Origin of the sequence: Chitinivorax sp. B, assembly GCF_005503445.1 — a bacterium.
GTDB lineage: Bacteria > Pseudomonadota > Gammaproteobacteria > Burkholderiales > SCOH01 > Chitinivorax.
Genome location: NZ_SCOH01000001.1, coordinates 91,706 through 110,763, shown reverse-complemented (window position 1 = coordinate 110,763; position 19,058 = coordinate 91,706). Strand labels below are relative to the sequence as shown.

At 51.5% G+C, this 19,058-nt stretch carries 15 protein-coding genes; 10 read left to right on the top strand and 5 right to left on the bottom strand.

Going from position 1 to position 19,058, the window contains the following annotated elements:
• Positions 1-65: 65 nt before the first annotated feature.
• The gene (locus tag FFS57_RS00545) at positions 66-1,916 is read right to left on the bottom strand and encodes a TOL_0244 family TonB-dependent receptor (protein WP_171013467.1); all 1,851 of its coding nucleotides are present in this window, start codon (positions 1,914-1,916) and stop codon (positions 66-68) included.
• Positions 1,917-3,101: 1,185 nt separating this feature from the next.
• Here FFS57_RS00545 and FFS57_RS00540 point away from each other — a divergent pair.
• From FFS57_RS00540 to FFS57_RS00530, 3 genes are all read left to right on the top strand, one after another.
• Positions 3,102-4,760, top strand: coding sequence for a DUF6345 domain-containing protein (locus tag FFS57_RS00540; protein ID WP_137935791.1), 1,659 nt, complete (start codon positions 3,102-3,104; stop codon positions 4,758-4,760).
• A gap of 392 nt (positions 4,761-5,152) precedes the next feature.
• Positions 5,153-6,457 carry a hemolysin family protein gene (locus FFS57_RS00535; RefSeq protein ID WP_137935790.1) on the top strand — a complete coding sequence of 435 codons (1,305 nt, stop codon included), beginning with the start codon at positions 5,153-5,155 and terminating at the stop codon, positions 6,455-6,457.
• Positions 6,458-6,704: 247 nt separating this feature from the next.
• Positions 6,705-7,625, top strand: a complete 921-nt coding sequence (locus FFS57_RS00530; RefSeq protein ID WP_137935789.1) for a substrate-binding periplasmic protein — start codon at positions 6,705-6,707, stop codon at positions 7,623-7,625.
• Positions 7,626-7,693: 68 nt separating this feature from the next.
• Here the strand turns inward: FFS57_RS00530 and aceK are convergent, their stop codons facing one another.
• Positions 7,694-9,463 carry a bifunctional isocitrate dehydrogenase kinase/phosphatase gene (aceK, locus tag FFS57_RS00525; protein WP_137935958.1) on the bottom strand — a complete coding sequence of 590 codons (1,770 nt, stop codon included), beginning with the start codon at positions 9,461-9,463 and terminating at the stop codon, positions 7,694-7,696.
• Between the two features lie 113 nt (positions 9,464-9,576).
• Positions 9,577-10,224 (bottom strand): pseudouridine synthase, encoded by a 648-nt coding sequence (locus FFS57_RS00520; protein WP_137935788.1) that lies wholly within the window; start codon positions 10,222-10,224, stop codon positions 9,577-9,579.
• A 335-nt stretch (positions 10,225-10,559) separates the two neighbouring features.
• On the opposite strand from FFS57_RS00520, the gene icd reads away from it, so the two are divergent.
• From icd to mmuM, 5 genes are all read left to right on the top strand, one after another.
• Complete coding sequence (icd, locus tag FFS57_RS00515; protein WP_137935787.1) at positions 10,560-11,804, top strand: NADP-dependent isocitrate dehydrogenase; 1,245 nt, start codon at positions 10,560-10,562, stop codon at positions 11,802-11,804.
• A 74-nt stretch (positions 11,805-11,878) separates the two neighbouring features.
• A complete protein-coding gene (locus tag FFS57_RS00510; RefSeq protein WP_137935786.1) occupies positions 11,879-12,340 on the top strand; it encodes a hypothetical protein in 462 nt (153 codons plus the stop codon).
• A 217-nt stretch (positions 12,341-12,557) separates the two neighbouring features.
• Positions 12,558-13,037 carry a hypothetical protein gene (locus tag FFS57_RS00505; RefSeq protein WP_137935785.1) on the top strand — a complete coding sequence of 160 codons (480 nt, stop codon included), beginning with the start codon at positions 12,558-12,560 and terminating at the stop codon, positions 13,035-13,037.
• Positions 13,038-13,226: 189 nt separating this feature from the next.
• On the top strand, positions 13,227-13,709 hold the full coding sequence (gene yiaA / locus FFS57_RS00500) for an inner membrane protein YiaA (protein ID WP_249383839.1): 483 nt from the start codon (positions 13,227-13,229) through the stop codon (positions 13,707-13,709).
• Between the two features lie 178 nt (positions 13,710-13,887).
• Positions 13,888-14,826 (top strand): homocysteine S-methyltransferase, encoded by a 939-nt coding sequence (gene mmuM / locus FFS57_RS00495; protein WP_137935784.1) that lies wholly within the window; start codon positions 13,888-13,890, stop codon positions 14,824-14,826.
• Positions 14,827-15,004: 178 nt separating this feature from the next.
• Here mmuM and FFS57_RS00490 read toward each other — a convergent pair whose 3' ends face one another.
• The gene (locus FFS57_RS00490) at positions 15,005-15,835 is read right to left on the bottom strand and encodes a ferritin family protein (protein ID WP_137935783.1); all 831 of its coding nucleotides are present in this window, start codon (positions 15,833-15,835) and stop codon (positions 15,005-15,007) included.
• Between the two features lie 176 nt (positions 15,836-16,011).
• Here FFS57_RS00490 and FFS57_RS26195 point away from each other — a divergent pair, with 176 nt between their 5' ends.
• Positions 16,012-16,476 (top strand): GTP cyclohydrolase, FolE2/MptA family, encoded by a 465-nt coding sequence (locus FFS57_RS26195; protein ID WP_137935782.1) that lies wholly within the window; start codon positions 16,012-16,014, stop codon positions 16,474-16,476.
• A gap of 273 nt (positions 16,477-16,749) precedes the next feature.
• Here FFS57_RS26195 and FFS57_RS00480 read toward each other — a convergent pair whose 3' ends face one another.
• Entirely contained in the window at positions 16,750-17,049 is a 300-nt protein-coding gene (locus FFS57_RS00480) for a hypothetical protein (RefSeq protein ID WP_137935781.1), read from the bottom strand.
• Between the two features lie 188 nt (positions 17,050-17,237).
• Here FFS57_RS00480 and FFS57_RS00475 point away from each other — a divergent pair, with 188 nt between their 5' ends.
• Complete coding sequence (locus FFS57_RS00475) at positions 17,238-19,049, top strand: Sel1-like repeat-containing protein kinase family protein (RefSeq protein WP_137935780.1); 1,812 nt, start codon at positions 17,238-17,240, stop codon at positions 19,047-19,049.
• Positions 19,050-19,058 lie beyond the last annotated feature (9 nt).

The window sequence follows — 19,058 nt, the reverse complement described above, 5'->3', positions numbered from 1 at the left end:
CCTTCTGATACCTGCCAACAACATATGCAGACAAGAATGGCATGCTCGCTGCCGTACAGTTCCCATCAAAACCTCACTGTGACGACCAGATCGACAGCCCGCTTGACCTGAATGACGCTGGTGTCAGGCGTAGCTCGTGATAAAAATTCCGGATGACGCGGATCGGTCAGGTTGCGACCACTCAAACCAAGTTCAACCGTTGGCGATAAACGCCAACCCAGATGCGCATCAAGCGTTGTGTAGGAAGGAACATGTGGCGCGGGTAATGCCCCAACATGGCGTACCTTGACCGTCAGCGACTTACTGTCATCCAGACGCCATGTTGCACCCAGCTTCCACTGGGTTCGAGGGTCATTTCCCGGCGGCATTTGCGAAACATCCACACCACTGAAACGCTCGCGTAACCATACGCCACTGACATCAACTGAGAGGTTTTCCCTTACTTCATAGGTGGCCCATCCTTCCAAGCCACTGACCCGTCCATGTAACGCATTACCCCACTCAATGGTACGGCCGCCCGGCTGCAGATCCGCACTACGCAATCTTTTGTAATTCCCGGTAAATGCAACTGCCGTCAGACCAATCCGATGCCCCTGAAATCGCCAGCCAAAGTCCAGGGTATTAGCCACTTCGGAACGGAAATTCGGCCCGCCCAACAACACGAAAGGCGGTTGACCAGGCACATAAAAATCCACTTCAACCCGGGAAGGTGCTCGGACTGCACGGGAAACTGATGTCCAAAGCAGACTCTTGGGTGTTGCCCGCCATGCCAGCTTCAGATTGGGTAACCACTCAATATGCGTATAACTGTTGTACTCCGCCTTGGTACCCGCAATTAGCCGTACATCTTGCGCCACGGGTCGCTCATGCTGCACAAACAAATTGGCCCACTGCAATGTGCGCTGTGCCGGCATGAAAGCCAGCAGGGCTGAATTCACCACTTTGTCATCCGCCACGCGATACCCTCCCCCAACGATCCATTGCTTATCCTGGTCGGCTGAAAAAGCATACTGCACGTCCACATCCGCCATATTCAAACGCTGGGCATAAACGCCCGGGGTATAGCGCTTTGTATAGTCGTAATAACCTTGGATGTGTAAGGTAGCGCCACTATCGAACTTTCGCTGCCAACGCGCTTGCAAATTGCCACCCTGGTTACGTGCGTGATCTGCCATCTCCCGCTTGATCACATCACGGTAAATATCTCCCTGTATCGTCATCTGCGTGGCATCGCGTAACAGATCAGTACGAAACCCACCCTGCCAGTGCCGCCATGTGTCATCGTAAACGGCACCACCGCCTCGAACACTATTCGGAATGCCAAAGGCCTTGGCATATAGCCGGTAGCCACCAGCTTCCAATACACCACCATGGCGGGCGGAAAAGCTATCCCCGCTCTGCCCTGCCTGTAGTTGCGCCAAGTTGCCCTTGGTGTCATTGGCCGACTTGGTAATGATGTTGATGACACCATTGACTGCGTTGATCCCCCATACGGTACCGGCCGGGCCACTAATGACCTCAATGCGCTCGACATCCTCCAGCATGACGTCTTGTGCATCCCAAAATACCAGGGAGTGCAGCGGTGAATAGATGGTTCGGCCATCAATCATCACCAGCAGCTTGTTCGCATTGCCACCATTGAACCCACGGGCACTGATGGCATAATCGAACGCACTGATGCGTGCCACCTGTAGGTTAGGCGCCAACCTTAATGCCTCAGGTAAGGTAAACACGCCAGCACGACGAATTTCATCATTGGTGATTACATAAATTGCAGCAGCAGCATCCGCCAGACGCTCAGATTTTTTGGAGATGGATGTGACCTCGATATTGCCCAGTTGCTCAAGCGACAAATCCAGTATCGAGTCCGATTGATGCTGCGTAGACCATACCGGCTGGCTGACAAGCCCACACATGACAAATCCCAGATAGGGTGAAAAACCCCTGCACCAACGATTTGATTGCCCGCTAGCCATATGGAGGTATCCCCTGGTCAACATAACCACCACCTTGCATGGTGCGTTGTCATTGGCCTGGCTGTACGGTTGTACATTCCATAGCCCGACAGGAAAATCAATGCCGCGCGTTGCCCCATACAATCATCCAAGAGCAGGCGTGCCATAGACACACAACGATCAACGACGCATTCGTTTCATATTGCTTGCAAATAGACTGCCCAACACATGAAAAATCGAATGTATGCACTATTAAGACTAGACCAAATAATCACAAATATCACAAACCCATAATTTAAAATATGTCGCGCATTTTTTCAGGCAAGCAACAACCAACCCAATACTTACATAAATACGAACATACGAAATCAATAAATTAGCAAACACGCAATGTGGCATACCCTTGTCAAGTGCTCATCTTTCGGTTAACCACCTGGCCCCCGGAAACAAGTGGTGGATACACTGTCGATTTTTCTTACGACACAGTATCGATCTCCAACCCCAAGCCAGAACTTGCAGCGTGGCCAAATTGCCAGATACGTTGCCTATCAAGCACCGAGACAAAACAGACTTCTCAAGAAGTCCGTCAATAAATGTCAACCTTTTTTACACTTCAATTCATCCGGATTAAATTCAACCAACAACAATCAGCCATTACCAGCCATCGAGATAATCCACTATGCATCGCCAGTAAATATTCATACAAAATTCGATATATCAAATAAACAAATTTTTAATTTACGTGGAATATAAATTGCATTCATTCATAGTTGCAGCATTTTGCATTCAGCAAATCAATGCACCTCGTAACAGACCCCAATATTGTTCAACTCAGCCACTCAATTTTCCACAATGGCTGCCAGCCATTTTTACGTTGGCCCAAGTACATTCCATTACACACATTCAATTCGACATGACCAAGCTGGCAGATGCCTGCCACCTATCGGATCCATAAGGTTCTACCCAAGCATTTGGCCTGTCATCCGCCAATGATGTGTGTAACGGGTTGTGCTTGCGCACAACATCTGTTGTCACTGAGTTCAGGAGCCAATCATGAGCACGGAAGAGAAACAACGCAGGCAAGTAATCAAGTACAGGCAATGCTGCATACTGGCAATTTGCATCGGCTTTTCACCATCGATACTCATGGCAGAGCAGCTACCTGTTTTCAAACTGGCCGAACCGGAAATCAATTACAGTCAGGCCAATGCTGTATTGACCGGCTTGCATGGCGGCCGGTTACCATTTTCAGCAGAAATTCAAGATAAACAGCACAGTGTCGTTCAGCGTGTTGCAAACAAAGAAGTGGAATTTCAAAAAGCAAGCGGTGGCATCTTTGCAAGAGACACCACCCAACTTTGGAACCCCAATCTCAGGCCTCAGTTGCCCGATCAGGCAAATACAAAATCCATTGCAGACCAATTCATCAATCGGCTTAATTTACTACCAACCAACCAACCCAATGTCCGCGTATCGTTTGCAGGATTCAGCGAAACCGGCATGGCCACGGAAGGCGCCAATAGCACGTTATCAACCAAAACCATTCTGGACCGACAGGCCAACTATCAAGTTGACATGGTGATCAGCACACCTCATGGCCAAGCCCGCACCCTGCCAGTTGTCGGCGGCGGTGGAAAATACAAGGTTGCAGTAGGCGATCAAGGTGCGGTGATCGGATACCACGGTGTATGGCGCCCCATTACAGGCGTGGTCAGCCGTGAGGAAATCTTGTCACGAGCCGAGGCAGAAGCCCAATTCAGGAAATCCGCTGGAAAGCTGCGACTGTTACGTACAGAATCATTCCTAGCCTACTATTCCGCACCAGCTTTTGAAAAACAGGAATATCTGGCGCCTGTCTGGGTCGTGAAGGCAGAGGCCAACATTGCTGGCAATAGAGTGCCATTACGTAATGCCATCATTGCCGCAACCCGGTATGGCCCTCGGATCAACATTCCACAATTGGCCACGGTCGAACAACGACAAGCACTTTCCTTCCCCGAAATCGGAGCTGTCAATCTTGGCGAAACAATTGGCGGTTTCCAGCTCAACCCGACAGCCATCTATACCTTAAGTGCAGATGATGCAATCAACGAAGGTGGCACTTCCTGGATCGGTGCCAGTCAAGGATTGCCTGGCAGCCAAGCCAATGCTCAAGGCTTCGTCAACAGACTTTCGTCAGCAGGTTGGACCATCCGGTTCAACTGGGGTGAGGGAAACGCTTGGGAATCTGACTGGAATGCCAATGATGATGTCTATGTCGACGCAGTGGATTTTGCGTTCTACACAGGACACGCCAATTCAGATGGTTGGGTGTTCAATGCACCGAATGATACCTTCCTGCACTACACCGAGGTCGGTGCCATCGCCGGGAGTCCAAACGATCGATATGGAGAACAAGACCTGGAATGGATGGTAATCGCTGCGTGTGGTCCACATCAAAGCAATCACTTCACAACAGGAATTGGTAGTGCCTTCGATCGGTGGCGCGGCATCTTCGATGGCTTACATGTCTTCCTTGGCTATGGCGCAGTCACCTATGACAATACCACCGAAGGTTCCCGTGTCACTGAGCTGGCCCTGGCCGGCTGGACCATCATCGATGCCTGGTTCCGAGCTGCCTGGGAAATCCAGCCATCCACCAATGGCTTCAGTGCCCCGAATGGCCCAACCATCTATGTGACAGCAATGTACGCCCACATGGGAGATAACGCCACCCGCAACGACCGCATCTGGGGAGCCGGTGCGACAGTAGCTGACCCAGTTGGCCCAATCCAGCAACGCGTACTCCTGTGGTCCGGCACATGATGACACTTGCTCATCTATGCTGTCCTGTATAGACAACATCGTCGGTCGATAATCCGGTATTTCACCGGATTATCGACCATGCCAACCCAAGCGACACAAAACGGTCATCGCCGTATCACGATGCAGATACCCATCCTCACCTCAATCCAGACCACTGCCGTGATTTGACATCATGGCAACCACTTCGTAGCATGGCCTTCCCTTGAAAAATTGAAAGGAATGATCGGGCAATCGCCCGGCTCCCATATGGAAAGTGCCAGTTGTCGAAGTTATTGGATCACGCGCCCTTCATACCGGCAAATCGCTCTGATTGCCATTGGCCACTTCGTTATCTCATCGGATCATTCATCCTGCACGACATTGTCTAAGCTTCAAGCCAGCCAGGAGGCCACATGGAAGTCCTGATCCTGTTTGGTCTGATTGTATTGAATGGTCTGTTCGCCATGTCCGAAATCGCACTAGTCACAGCACGTAAGGCACGGCTGATGAAAATGGCCGCCGAAGGTGACAGTGCGGCAGAAATCGCACTGAAATTTGGCGAAGATCCGACAAGATTTCTGTCAACGGTACAGATCGGCATTACCTCGATTGGTATTTTAAATGGTATTGTCGGTGAGGCTGTCCTGGCCGCGCCATTTTCAAACTGGATGCAAAGCCTGGGTTTGGCACAACACATCGCTGACGTTTGCGCCACCGTCATCGTTGTGGTTATCGTGACCTATGTCTCGATCGTCGTGGGTGAACTGGTCCCCAAGCGGCTGGGGCAAATCAGCCCGGAACTGATTGCACGACTGGTTGCACGCCCAATGCAGGTGTTGGCAGCACTGACACGACCATTTGTCCTGCTGTTGTCATTGTCGACCCACACACTGCTCCGTCTCATGGGCGTGCGGCAAAATGGCAGCAATATTGTCACTGAGGAAGAAATCCACGCCCTGCTGGATGAAGGCTCTGAAGCGGGTGTTATCGAACAGAACCAACATGCCATGGTCCGTAATGTCTTTCGTCTGGATGAACGCAAACTGGGTTCGTTGATGATCCCTCGTTCAGACGTTGTATTTGTGGATACCACCTTACCAGATACCGAAAATCTGCGCCGGTTGGTTGAATCCGAACATTCACGCTTTCCGGTTTGCGAAGGCGGGTTGGACAAACTGCTTGGTGTGATTCACGCCAAGCAAGTGCTGGCCTACACGGCGAAAGGTGAAGCACCCAATTTCATAGCCAATCTGCAACCCAGTGTCTTCGTGCCGGAAACATTGACCGGCATGGAATTGCTTGAGCAATTTCGTGCCAATAACATGCAGATTGCCTTTGTCGTGGATGAGTATGGTGAGATAGGCGGGATTGTCACATTACGCGATCTGTTGGAAGCGGTCACAGGTGAATTCACACCTCGCAATGCTGAAGATGCCTGGGCGGTACAACGTGAAGACGGTTCATGGTTGCTCGACGGTGCGATCCCGATTCCGGAGATGAAAGACCGCTTGGAACTGAAAGCCGTTCCAGAGGGAGACCGAGGCCAATACCATATGCTCAGTGGCATGATCATGTTGCTGCTGGGCCGAGTGCCTGTCACTGGTGATTATGCAGATTGGGAAGGGTGGCGATTTGAAGTTGTCGATATGGATGGCAAGCGCATTGACAAGGTTTTGGCTACACCCGTGATTGAGCATATCCCATCCCCATTGGTATAAAGTAGACACTAGCCGAACCATGGCCGCCAAGTGCGGCCTTTTTCACGTCCTTGACGCTGCCCCTCAACAAGCATTGCGATAGAACAGCCTCTGCCTTTAGACATGTGCAATTGATTCAACAAACCATTTTCCGCATATACTGAATTAATGGCGGCATTGACAGGCAGTCACCCAGCCGCGTGGGCACCTCGCAAGCAGGCCAGCACACAGGTTTCGTTTTTGTCCTCTCTGGACTGATTGACTACTCATGAGCTTTGTTGCCGTACTTCCCCCCTCACGCCAACGTAGTGGTTTTGTGCTGATCAGTATGTTGATCTTGCCCAACCTGCTCGTACTGGCTGATGATCAAGTGATTTATCCTGCTGCAGAATCGGCCAACGATGTACGCCATGATGACAAGCTGGAATTGCTGACAGGCGCACTGGAACGTACCCGTTCGGATTTTGGAGGCTATACACTGGCCCCCGCGCCGGTTGTCATGAACAAGGCAAGACAGTTCGCCTCGCTTGAACGCGGGATGGCATTGACGGTTATCTGGAGTGCGACATCGCAAGAACTGGAAGATCGCTTTTTACCAGTCCGTATTCCTCTACGTAAAGGCCTTCTTGGCTACAAAATTGCGTTGATTCCACACGATAAGCAACCTTTTTTCGATAATGTGCATTCACTGGAGGATTTGAAAAAGGTGGTGATCGGCACAGGCAATGGCTGGGTCAGTACCGATGTCTTCAAAAATGCAGGCTTGACGGTCTCGGTCAGCAACTATGAGAGCCTGTTCAAATTAACGGCACTGGGCCGGATCGACATGTTCCCTCGTGGACTGAACGAGGTATTTGCAGAGTACGAGGCCAACAAAAAAGAACTGCCAACATTGGCAATCGAACAACGCCTTGTGCTTTACTATCCCAATGCCTACTACTTTTTTGTCGGCAAAACCAACACTCGCCTGGCAAGACGTTTGGAACAAGGCCTGCGGACCATGATCAAGGATGGCAGCTTTGACGCAATATTCTGGCGTTACAACGGCGATGCCATCCGTGAAGCAAAATTACATCAACGCCGTTTCATCGAAATCATTGATCGGTCATTACCTCCAGCCACACCACTGAAGGAAAAAAACTTATGGTTCGATCCAACAGCCCCAAGGCCCGGCAACCAGAACAACTGATTGCCCCCATAACCCACCTCACTTTGCAGCCTTGGCTATCGGAGTCGGTCTACACCTTTCCCCGTACCTCATCCAATATCCTCCTGCCCGATCCCGCCATGGCGCCTCCCAAAACGTAACGATTCCGGATAGGGATAGAAATCTTCGATAAAACCGGCACGAATCTTCGCTTGCTTGGTCTGCCACAACTCAGCCTTGAAAAGGTCGGCGTGGTATTGCATGAATACCTTGCGTACCCCTGTCGCGCCTAGCAAGAAGGAACCGAATTCTTCTGGAAAGACATCGTTTTTGGCAATTGGATACCATGGCTCACTAGCCATTTCAAACTCAGGTGTTGGCGCTGGTGGCACCTTGCGAAAATGACAGTCCGTCATGTATTCGATCTCATCGTAATCGTAGAAGATCACACGACCATAGCGGGTGACACCGAAGTTCTTGAACAGCATGTCACCAGGAAAGATATTGGCTGATGCCAGCTCCTTGATGGCGTTGCCATACTCACGTATACCATGTTCCACTTGCTCTGGGGTCCCGCGCTCCAGATAGATATTGAGTGGTGTCAGCCGACGCTCAATATACAAGTGGCGAATGACAATACTGTCATCCTTTTCCTCCAGCAGCGACGGCGCCATCTTGCGGAACTCCTCAAGCAATTCCTGCGTGAAACGCTCACGCGGGAATGCCACATTGGAAAACTCCAGCGTATCCGCCATACGACCCACACGGTCGTGCTGCTTGACCAATTGGTATTTGGCTTCGACAATCTCTTTGGTCACTTCCTTAGGCGGTGCAATGTAGTCCTTGATCACCTTGAATACATAAGGATAGGAAGGCAACGTGAATACCAACATGACCAAGCCTTTGATACCTGGAGCAATAATCAAGTCATCGCGCGAATGCCGCAGGTGATGCATGAAGTCACGATAGAACATGGTCTTACCCTGCTTCTGTAAACCAATCATTGTATACAGCTCGGCACGTGACTTGGTTGGTAGCAAGGTACGCAAGAACTGGACATAGCCACTGGGCACCTCCATATCCACCATGAAGTACGCCCGGGAGAAGCTGAACAGCACACCGATTCGTCGAGCATCCAGCAAAATGGTATCCATATACAACTTGCCTTGTTCATCGTGCAGGACAGGCACGCAGAATGGATACTCCAGATTGCCGTTGACCGCCTTACCGATCACATAAGCAGCCTTGTTCCGATAAAACGGTGAATACAGTACCTGAATCTGATAATTCGGCTCTGCTTCCGGCCAATCTCCCAAATGCTCCTTCAATGCCTGGACGACATAGCTGATATCTCGCTGCAAGTCTGCAAACGGCGTTTGCCAGTCAAAATCCTGTACGATCTGACGGATGGTTTTATGTAGCCCCAGGCGGCTTGGATAATAGCTGCGATAAGTTGGTGGGTCGGATTCGATATGCTCGGTCGAAATGGTCGGCCGGACAAAGATGAAATCGTTGTTGAAGTAATCCCGATGCAAAATGCGACAACACACCGAATTGAAGAAGGTCTCGGCACATTCCGGTTGCTTGTGATTAACCAACAATGAGACAAAGTGAAACTTCACCTGCTGCCAGATGCCTTCACCCAAGCTATCCGCCTTGAATTCCATATGTAACCGGTCAACACACTCCTGCACCCGATCATCGTAATACTGAATACGCTCCTTGGCCGCCAGCTGTACCGATTGCCATTGCCCTTGCTCAAAACGTTGTTTGGCCTCTCGAGAACATTGGCGAAACAAAAGATAGTGGCGATCAAAGCCTTCTACCAGCGCGGTCGCGATGCGGCGGGCAATGGGATGAATGGTATTGGGCGTATCCATGATGGTGTAAGCAGTTTGGGCGTTGCGATCCATGTCGGGCGATACCTGTCACATTACCAAGAATTGGCGATACAGCCCTGACGGGCCAGCGTTATTCAAACAGTGTTCCGAGCTCATCGACGCTGAGCGGTTGAACGAGTACGCAGCTTATGCCCCCGCCGTGTCGTGCCATGATCTGCCTTGGGCTTATCAGCAGACACACCGCGCGATAGTGGCGGTAACGCCACCTGTACACGTCGCCACTCGCCAGGCGCCAAATCCGTCACAAAATAATCCCCAATGCGAACACGTACCAGACGCAGTGTCGGAAAGCCCACTTTGGCGGTCATGCGCCGTACCTGACGATTCTTTCCTTCCCGAATCACCAGTTCAATCCAGCTGTCCGGCACGCTTTTACGCACCCGGATCGGCGGATTACGTGGCCACAGGTCAGGCGTTTCCAACCGCCGCACTTCTGCCGGCAAAGTAACAAAATCGCCCAGATCCACCCCTCGTCGCAGTTGATCCAGTACTTCGTCGGTCGGCACGCCTTCCACCTGCACCCAATAGGTCTTTGGCAGTTTGTGTTTCGGATCTGCAATATGGGCTTGCAATCGACCATCGCTAGTCAACAACAACAGACCTTCACTATCGGTATCCAGCCGACCTGCTGGGTACACATCGGGAATATCGATCAAAGACGATAAAGACGGATGTGTCTCGTGTGGCGAGAACTGGCAGATTACCCCGTAGGGTTTATTGAGTAAAATCAACTCGGGCATTTACTAATGGCACGTTTCAAGCGGTTGCTTGATAATAACAGGGTTATGCGCAGCGGGCAGTGGTTTAGCTACGTGGGTGAATGATCGAAGCAGCTTGCCTCATCACCGCACTGCGGGCAGACCAACGCAGGATTACTGTCAGTTCGCCTACCCCTTCCAGCATTGACGGTCTATAAACCGAAACAAATGTCGAGCGACATCTGCCCAGTCTACCGCTGCAGAATGACGGTGCCAAGCCGTATCGCCCCTGTGGATTTCTCTACGGCCGTTCCGCGCCGTCTCGACGCCCGATGCTGTAACTCAACCCCTCAACATCACGATAAGATGGAGCAGGCATGACGACTTCCCATATCACGGTACCGCAAGGCGGCGCACAAATCGTTCCCGGCCAAGCGATTCCCAACAACCCCATCATCCCCTTCATTGAAGGCGATGGTATCGGTATCGACATCACCCCAGTCATGATCAAAGTAATCGACGCTGCCGTTGAAAAAGCTTACGGCGGCCAGAAGAAGATCCACTGGATGGAAGTCTTCGCCGGCGAAAAGTCCACCCGTATCTACGGCCCGGACGAATGGTTGCCGAAGGAAACCTTCGACGCACTGAAGAAATACTCCGTATCGATCAAGGGGCCGATGACCACCCCGGTTGGCGGCGGCATCCGTTCGCTGAATGTAGCACTGCGTCAAGAACTGGATCTGTACCAATGTGTACGCCCAGTACAATACTTCAAGGGCGTGCCTTCCCCCCTGAAGAACCCTGAGCTGACCAACATGGTGATCTTCCGTGAAAACACTGAAGACATCTATGCCGGTATCGAATGGCAAGCTGAATCAGACCAAGCCAAGAAAGTCATCGCGTTCCTGCAGAACGAAATGGGCGTGAAGAAGATCCGCTTCCCAGAAACCTCTGGTATCGGTATCAAGCCGGTTTCCAAGCAAGGTACCGAGCGTCTGGTTCGCGCTGCAATCAAGTATGCAATCGACAACGATCGCAAGAGCGTGACCATCGTTCACAAGGGCAACATCATGAAGTTCACCGAAGGTGGCTTCCGTGATTGGGCTTACGCATTGGCGAAGAATGAATTCGGTGCTCAACCGATCGATGGCGGCCCATGGTGCTCATTCAAGAACCCGAAAACTGGCCGTGAAATCGTTGTAAAAGACGCCATTGCCGATGCATTCCTGCAACAGATCCTGTTGCGTCCGGCGGAATATGATGTAATCGCAACCTGCAACCTGAACGGCGACTACATCTCCGACGCGCTGGCTGCACAGGTTGGTGGTATCGGTATCGCCCCAGGTGCCAATATCTCCGACCAATACGCCTGCTTTGAAGCAACCCACGGCACTGCACCGAAGTATGCTGGCCAAGACAAGGTGAACCCTGGCTCACTGATCCTGTCCGCAGAAATGATGCTGCGTCACCTTGGCTGGGTTGAAGCCGCAAACCTGGTTATCAAGTCGATGGAAGCTGCGATTTCCGATAAAGTCGTGACCTACGATTTTGCTCGCCTGATGGATGGCGCGAAGGAAGTCAGCTGCTCTGCATTCGGCGATGCCATGATCGCGCGCATGTAAGCAAGGCTGATTACAGCGAAAACGGCACGTTATATAACGTGCCGTTTTTTTGTTCCCCACCTCAGGAGCACCGAATGAATAACGACCTTGATGCAATTTTTGCGATACTGACGTCAGCGGCAGCCGATGCCAGCGCGAAGTACGACAAATGGATTGTGATTGACTCCGCTTATGCTCAACAGACGGCCTTATCAACACATGACTATCAGCAAGTCCTTACTCATATTCTGACTCTGATTGAGCAATATCCCGAGCTGGATTATGGCGGCCCAGGCCCTTTTGGTACGTTGATTGAAGCACAGCCTGTCGGGGCCTATTCCCAGCAATTGCTGGATTCGTTACACCGCCAGCCCAGCATCCAGGTCATTGGCTGGCTCAATCGAACCATGCGAATGGATGGATCGGAACGATCCATATCCGGCGGTGTATCCGAGGTAGATTTCACCGAAGCGCTCAGGATGGTTTTACAACATCCTTTGGCCAGTGAGGATTGCAAGTCATTCGCTGAACTTTGTTTGACGGATCTGGCTCAATAATAAGAGCTACTCACAAAATTCTTCAGGGGTTGTTACGCAAACCTGTCGTACCTTCTACCATCTTCGGCTGCGCGCCTAACCAGAACCACCGCACTGCGTTTTGTTCGCGGTGCCAAGGCAAGCATCATTGACACGACACTGCGTGACAAACATTGGGTACCAGATGTCCATATTTTTCGACCAACCTGACAGCCCAGTCGCATCATAAGGGGGAGTAATGCTTCCAAAGAACATAGATGAACTCAACGCGGTTCGCGACGAATGCAAATCACTGGTCATGAAGCGCGCAAGCTTGTCTGCTGGCGCGGCCATTGTACCGATCCCAGGTATCGACCTTGGGGCAGACGTCACCTTGCTGATCGAAATGATTCCGATGATCAATCGAAAGTTTGGGTTATCCCCTGACCAGATGGATCAGCTCAATCCACAACTACAACAGCTATTGCTTGTCACCATCACCAGCATCGGGAGTGAGCTGGTCGGCAAAATGATCACCCAACAACTGGTGCTCCAGGTTCTTCAACGAATTGGCATTCGGGTGACCACCAAGTCTGTGGCCAAGTTCGTGCCCATTCTTGGTCAGGCCCTATCAGCGTCAATCAGCTTCGCAGCCATGAGACTGATTGGGAATTCGCACATAAACGACTGTTATGAAGTCGCCAAGAAGGCACTCTTGACAAACAACCCAGCCACGTGAATAGCCAAATCAATTCACCCTAGCACCTTACCTCCTTTCGGACCTGATCTCATCCCTACAAATGGAAGCATGTTGGCCATCTCGGCTCCAGATCACCATACCTGGGGAGAGCAACAGCGGCCCTTTACCCCATCTCCCTGCGCCGCTCAAATCACATAGCGCACTGCAGCAAAATGCCAAAGATTGACTATGCTTGGCTTAATCATCCCAATGCCACTAAAGGATTTTGCCATGCACCCATCGGCTACTCGCCCATCGTCCGCCTTCGTCGCCGCATCCTGGCTTGCGCTGGCGGTCGGTTCGCTCTCTTACTTGGTTGGGTTGTGGAATGCCACCATGCAGCTCAATGAAAAAGGCTACTATTTGATCGTGCTGCTTTATGGATTGTTTGCCGTGGTATCGATGCAAAAAACGGTAAGGGATCGGCAAGAAGGTATTCCCGTTACCAGTTCCTACTATGGTATGTGCTTGGTTTCAGTAGCAGCAGCAATCCTTCTATTGGTCATTGGATTATGGAATGCCACGCTGGCACTCAGCGAAAAAGGGTTTTACGGGATTGCCTTCACCATGAGCCTGTTCGCTGCGATCACGGTGCAGAAAAACACGCGAGACATTAATGCACTGTCCAACAACAGGCTATCTCACATGGATGAGCCCCACCCCCTTCAGTAATCTCGGCAGCAATCTACCCTCATCATTCATGGGATCACAGCCCGTCAGGTTGTCCCCGCCTTAAGACCTTCCCACTTGATGCGACCCAAACCACCACAAGCTCAAGCCCAATATTACCTGACGTTGTCGACAAGGTTTACAATGTTCAATCACAAGTCAGTGACTGATCGATACCCGCATGAACACCCTCGACACACTTCAAGCCATTACCAATCAACAGCGGGTGATAATCCTAGATGGCGCCTTGGCAACTGAACTGGAACGACGTGGTGCCAAACTGAACGATTCGCTCTGGTCGGCTAGATTGTTGATGGAACAGCCGGCGATGATCGCTCAGGTACACCTCGACTATTTCATGGCCGGCGCCAATGTGGCCACAACCGCAAGCTATCAGGCCACCTTTGCCAGGTTAGCCGAACGCGGGATTGGCCATGCGGAAGCACGAGTGCTGATGATGAAATCGGTTGAACTTGCCCAATCGGCACGAGATACCTTCATGCAGCAGCGACCGGATGCCATCCGGCCGTTAATAGCAGCCTCGATCGGCCCCTATGGGGCATTCCTTGCCAATGGCGCCGAATATCGAGGTGAATATGGTCTGGATGATGCCCAGCTAAGGGACTTCCATCACGAGCGAATTGCGGTACTACTTGCAGCAGGGGCCGATCTACTGGCGTTCGAAACTATCCCCAGCCAGCAGGAAGCCCGTGTACTGGCAAGGTTACTATATGACGAGTTTCCTCAGGCAAAAGCCTGGATAAGCTTTTCCTGCAAGGATGAAATGCACATTTGTGAGGGTGATCGCTTTGATGCTTGCGTGGCAGAACTGGCCAACGTGCCACAGTTATTGGCAATTGGCGTGAACTGCACCTCGCCGGTATTTGTGTCAAGCCTGTTGCGGCTAGCGAGGCAGGTAACGGATAAACCCTTACTGGCCTATCCTAATTCAGGTGAACAGTACGACCCTTTGAGCAAAACCTGGCAAGGCGCTGCGGAGCTGGCCAGTTTTGCGCAAGCAGCACAAAGCTGGCACACCGCCGGGGCTAACTGGATTGGTGGTTGCTGTCGTACAACGCCGGCAGATATTCAGGCTATTTACGACTGGGCACGTCACTGAACCACCAAGACAGGATCATGGGGAAATGATGTTCATGGAGCCACAACCCAGCACCAGGCATGCCCCAATCCCAAGGCCAATGACCGTAGTTTTCATCACCAGAGTCAAACCGAAATCGTCAGCACGATTTCAATCTCACTCTGGGCACAAAACATATCAATATTTGGCACCATACGAATTAAACAGAAGGCGCCAAACCTTTGCGGAAGCGGTTCAAATCAGCCACCGATTTGAACTCTGAATCAAAAAGGCTCGACAGATTGCGCAAGATCCCTCCTACCACACGCTCCTCCCACTCCTTACCAAATTGGATCTGCTTGTCCAACCAGCGTTCCAACCAATCCGGATCAGGTAGACGGCTTTGCACCGTGTCATTTGGAAACAAGGACTGATTCACATGTAGATTGGTCGGATGCAAGGGCTTGCCCGCACGATTACTGGATGCCATCAACACGCCGATCTTGGCAAATGCACGCTTGGCTTCCAATCCACAACGCTCAATGGCCCGCTTCATGTACTTCAGGTAGGCCCCGCCATGACGCGCCTCGTCACGTGAGATAGTCTCGTAAATGAACTTGATCACTGGCTCGGTATGCCACTCCGATGCCCGGCGGTACCACTGAGTCAGTCGCACCTCACCGCAGAAATGCAGCATCAGCGTTTCCAATTTTGGCGCCGGATCAAAATCAAACCGGACCGCATGCAATTCCGCCTCCGTTGGACACAGCTCGGGACGGAAACGACGCAGGTATTCCATCAACACTAGCGCGTGCTTCTGCTCTTCATAAAACCAGATCGACATGAACGCACTGAAGTCGGAATCATCGCGATTATCGCGCAGGAACATCTCCGTTGCCGGCAGCGCCGCCCATTCAGTAATCGCATTCATCTTGACCGTCTGTGCCTGTTCGTCGGTCAGCATAGAACCGTCAAACTTGCTCCAGGGAATGTCCTCCTGCAAGTTCCAACGGGCTTTTTCCAGCGAAGCAAACAGTTCGGGATACAACATCGGTCTCACTCCATCGGGTGGTTTCAACTCACTATATAACAGCGGTGCAACGGCATGATGACAACACGACTACCGTCACAACCGCGCTAAATTTGCACCATAAAAATAACCACTAAGCTATTTCCAGCACCTAGCATAAACGCCGCATTGTATGGTATGTATTTGGCCGTACCTACATGTCAGTTCCCACCGTCTATTTACCGGCGATCGCTCACCTCATTCCGTTGGATCGGGGACATGTTTTGCAGAGACTTCCTTATGCAGGAAGCCAGCAGACGCCATTGACTCAAGAGCACTTTCGCAACCTTCTATCCCGTATGCAGGCAAGGCTGGGTGCCAATTTTGACCAAATCAACATTCGCCTTCCCTGCTTTTTCAAGAAAACGACCACTCTCTCCGACACTCCCGGCTGGCTGAGGCATGATACAGCCCGGCTTGGCCAGACCTTACTGTTAGATAGACACCACATTAAGCGGGAAGTTGTTATCCCAGCTAGCAGTTTTTGCTTCTGCGCCAAACAGATTTCTACCCATGGTACGAAATCAACATTCATACCGATATCCCCAAGTGAAGAAATTAGCCTAGCTCACAGAGCGGGTTGTCTCCCAAGAATTGTACGGTCAGCGCAAGTATCCGGATGAAATAGGCCCTCAATGCCAGTATTCAGCCTCTCAGTGTGATACATCAATCGTGCCACTGAGCCGACACAGCAATCCGGAACGGAAGTACCCATTGGTATTCGACGTCATTCGCCCCATGTTTTTATCCTCAGCCCGATTTTGACCGAGCAGCTTTTCAATACTGTCCGGGCACATCTGATACGCCCATCAAATCTAGCGCGCGCTCGATAGAAATCGAACCCACCAATAGAAACGGGGCTGCACATGCAGCCCCGCTTTTTATGATTGTGCTAGTTATTTACGCTTTTTCCCAGCTTTTTTCGCAACCCCGCCCCGCTTGGCACTAACCGCTTTAGCTGCTTTGGCCTTCCCCCCCTTGCTCACGGCGGATTTACGTTTTCCTTTGTTGGTTGTCACAGCCTTACGCTGCAGATAGTCACGCTTAGTTGACTTGGCTGCAGACGATGACGCCTGGACTGCTGTCGCAGTACCAGGTACATCACCCGGCAACGGTGGCGGACCATCTTCGGCCCAAACCAAGTTCGCTCCCAGCATCAGGCATCCTACCGACAACATCGCAATACGCTTGATCATGTGTCATCCTCATACTACAACCATCAAGGTCGAAGTCCATTTCGCACCTTGACGATAAATTCAAAACGGTACGCCCCACGAGCAGGCATGCGCGCAGGAATATGGCATAATCCTTCGCAACACAAGCATGCCGATGCAGTTGCGGCTTATCAAAAGACCGATCAACATCGACAAAGTTGCGCACCCATATGTCCAACCTCGGCGAACAACCCGGCACCCCGGCACCGATCATTCAGATCGAAAAATTCCTCAGCTCGAAACACACCGAGCGATGGTGCAAGATACTATCACCTGTCCATCCTGGTGCCGCTTACTGGCTATGCCAGGAAGCACGCATTTTACAGGAATTCAATCACCAGCATCCCTATGTTGCTAAATTCATCGGGGTTGATGTAGAACGACGTATTCTTGTGGTTGAAGCACCGGGCTACACCCTATCGCAATGGCTGGCCACACCAACCAGCAATCTGGATCACCCTTTCCAGCGCTCAAGTGACCTGATCCGTTTGATGATTGGAGTATGTGAAATTGCAGAAAGCCTTCACCAGAAAGGCATTGTGCACGCCAGCCTACGCCCGGATGCCATCTGTATCAACCTTGACTCCAGCCGATACATTGATTTCACTTCAATCCGGCTGATTGATTTCAGCAACGCGCACAGTCATCAACACCCTCTTGAAAAGCCTCTGTTCATTGACCCCGACCACAAGAATGCCAGCTACCTGTCCGCCCTCGCCAAAGAGGCCATTCATGCCGATTGGCAAAGCTATTTACGCGTAGTCAATGAAGCGGACAAGCTAGGTTGGTTTGAACTGTCGGAAATCAGCAAAAGCAAATACGACACCACATTACTTTCCAGCTTGCAGGCCAATCGCCTGGATTGGCACGTTGATATGCACAGCTTGGGTTACTGGTTTTCGCAGATCTCGCTGCATCGTATTGATTATTTCAACGCTTATCACCAAGAGAAACTGCCAAAGATTCTCAAGCGCATGCAAAAAACTTTCTGGCAGGGTGGGTATCACCATTTTGATGCCTTGCTTAGCCAATTGCGCCGCTTTGAACTTGATCCGCAACCCACATTGGTCGATACAGTTCCATCACACAGTTCCGTCCCATCATTGGCCCCCACCCCTGTCAGCGCCTACATCCCACGCACTGAGGTAATTGCTGCGACCAACGCGGACCCGTTTCAACCCAAACCACGTGACAGCCACCTCAGTGGTGCGCTGGATGCCGCGCGGCAGAAAGCGGAAAAACGGCAGCAGATGACAACCTATGCCGCTATTGGCGCTGGAATCCTAGTAGCGTTTGGCACAGGCATCTGGGCTCTGTGGCAACCTGAAGAGCCTGCTGCTGAATTCACAACGACACCGGCCGCTGCCCCTGTGCAGGTCATGCCGCCTATAACATCTATTCCAGCTTCCACAGTACCGGATAAATCAGAGGTACCGACATCTCCAAGCAACATCATGGATACCCCGCCCCCTTCGTTACAAACCAATCCAGTGCCCACGGAAGATCCACTACAAGGACTGAAACAGCGTGCCGAAGCTGGTGACGCCCAAGCCCAGTTGGATTTGGCTACGGCCTATCGCAACGGCAAGGAAATTGCCAGCAACCTGGGTGAAGCGGTCACGTGGTATCGCAAGGCGGCCGAACAAAATTTGGCAGAAGCTCAAGCCACATTGGGCTTTCTTTACATGACGGGCAAAGGTGTAGAGCGCAATGACGAGCAAGCGGCATCCTGGCACCGCAAAGCCGCAGAACTAGGCAATGCCATGGGACAATACAACCTGGGGCTGATGTACCTGCATGGACGTGGTGGACTGGCCCAAAACAATGTCAAATCTTTTACTTGGCTGAGCATTGCAGCCCAAGGGGGAAATGGTGCCGCACGTTCGCAACTATCCACACTTGAAGCACAGCTGAGCAAAGAAGAACAACAAGAAGCTCGCCGATTAGTCAATGCAGTCAAGGCAAAATACCGTTTGAAATAGCGCATACAT

Bases quoted from the DNA above. Each gene is read 5' to 3' on its own strand.
- FFS57_RS00520 (WP_137935788.1), bottom strand. From the start codon at position 10,224: ATGCCCGAGTTGATTTTACTCAATAAACCCTACGGGGTAATCTGCCAG.
- FFS57_RS00540 (WP_137935791.1), top strand. From the start codon at position 3,102: ATGGCAGAGCAGCTACCTGTTTTCAAACTGGCCGAACCGGAAATCAAT.
- FFS57_RS00480 (WP_137935781.1), bottom strand. From the start codon at position 17,049: ATGATCAAGCGTATTGCGATGTTGTCGGTAGGATGCCTGATGCTGGGA.
- aceK (WP_137935958.1), bottom strand. From the start codon at position 9,463: ATGGATACGCCCAATACCATTCATCCCATTGCCCGCCGCATCGCGACC.
- mmuM (WP_137935784.1), top strand. From the start codon at position 13,888: ATGAACACCCTCGACACACTTCAAGCCATTACCAATCAACAGCGGGTG.
- FFS57_RS26195 (WP_137935782.1), top strand. From the start codon at position 16,012: ATGTCAGTTCCCACCGTCTATTTACCGGCGATCGCTCACCTCATTCCG.
- FFS57_RS00530 (WP_137935789.1), top strand. From the start codon at position 6,705: ATGAGCTTTGTTGCCGTACTTCCCCCCTCACGCCAACGTAGTGGTTTT.
- icd (WP_137935787.1), top strand. From the start codon at position 10,560: ATGACGACTTCCCATATCACGGTACCGCAAGGCGGCGCACAAATCGTT.
- FFS57_RS00490 (WP_137935783.1), bottom strand. From the start codon at position 15,835: ATGTTGTATCCCGAACTGTTTGCTTCGCTGGAAAAAGCCCGTTGGAAC.
- yiaA (WP_249383839.1), top strand. From the start codon at position 13,227: ATGCTTGGCTTAATCATCCCAATGCCACTAAAGGATTTTGCCATGCAC.
- FFS57_RS00545 (WP_171013467.1), bottom strand. From the start codon at position 1,916: ATGTGTGGGCTTGTCAGCCAGCCGGTATGGTCTACGCAGCATCAATCG.
- FFS57_RS00505 (WP_137935785.1), top strand. From the start codon at position 12,558: ATGCTTCCAAAGAACATAGATGAACTCAACGCGGTTCGCGACGAATGC.
- FFS57_RS00535 (WP_137935790.1), top strand. From the start codon at position 5,153: ATGGAAGTCCTGATCCTGTTTGGTCTGATTGTATTGAATGGTCTGTTC.
- FFS57_RS00510 (WP_137935786.1), top strand. From the start codon at position 11,879: ATGAATAACGACCTTGATGCAATTTTTGCGATACTGACGTCAGCGGCA.
- FFS57_RS00475 (WP_137935780.1), top strand. From the start codon at position 17,238: ATGTCCAACCTCGGCGAACAACCCGGCACCCCGGCACCGATCATTCAG.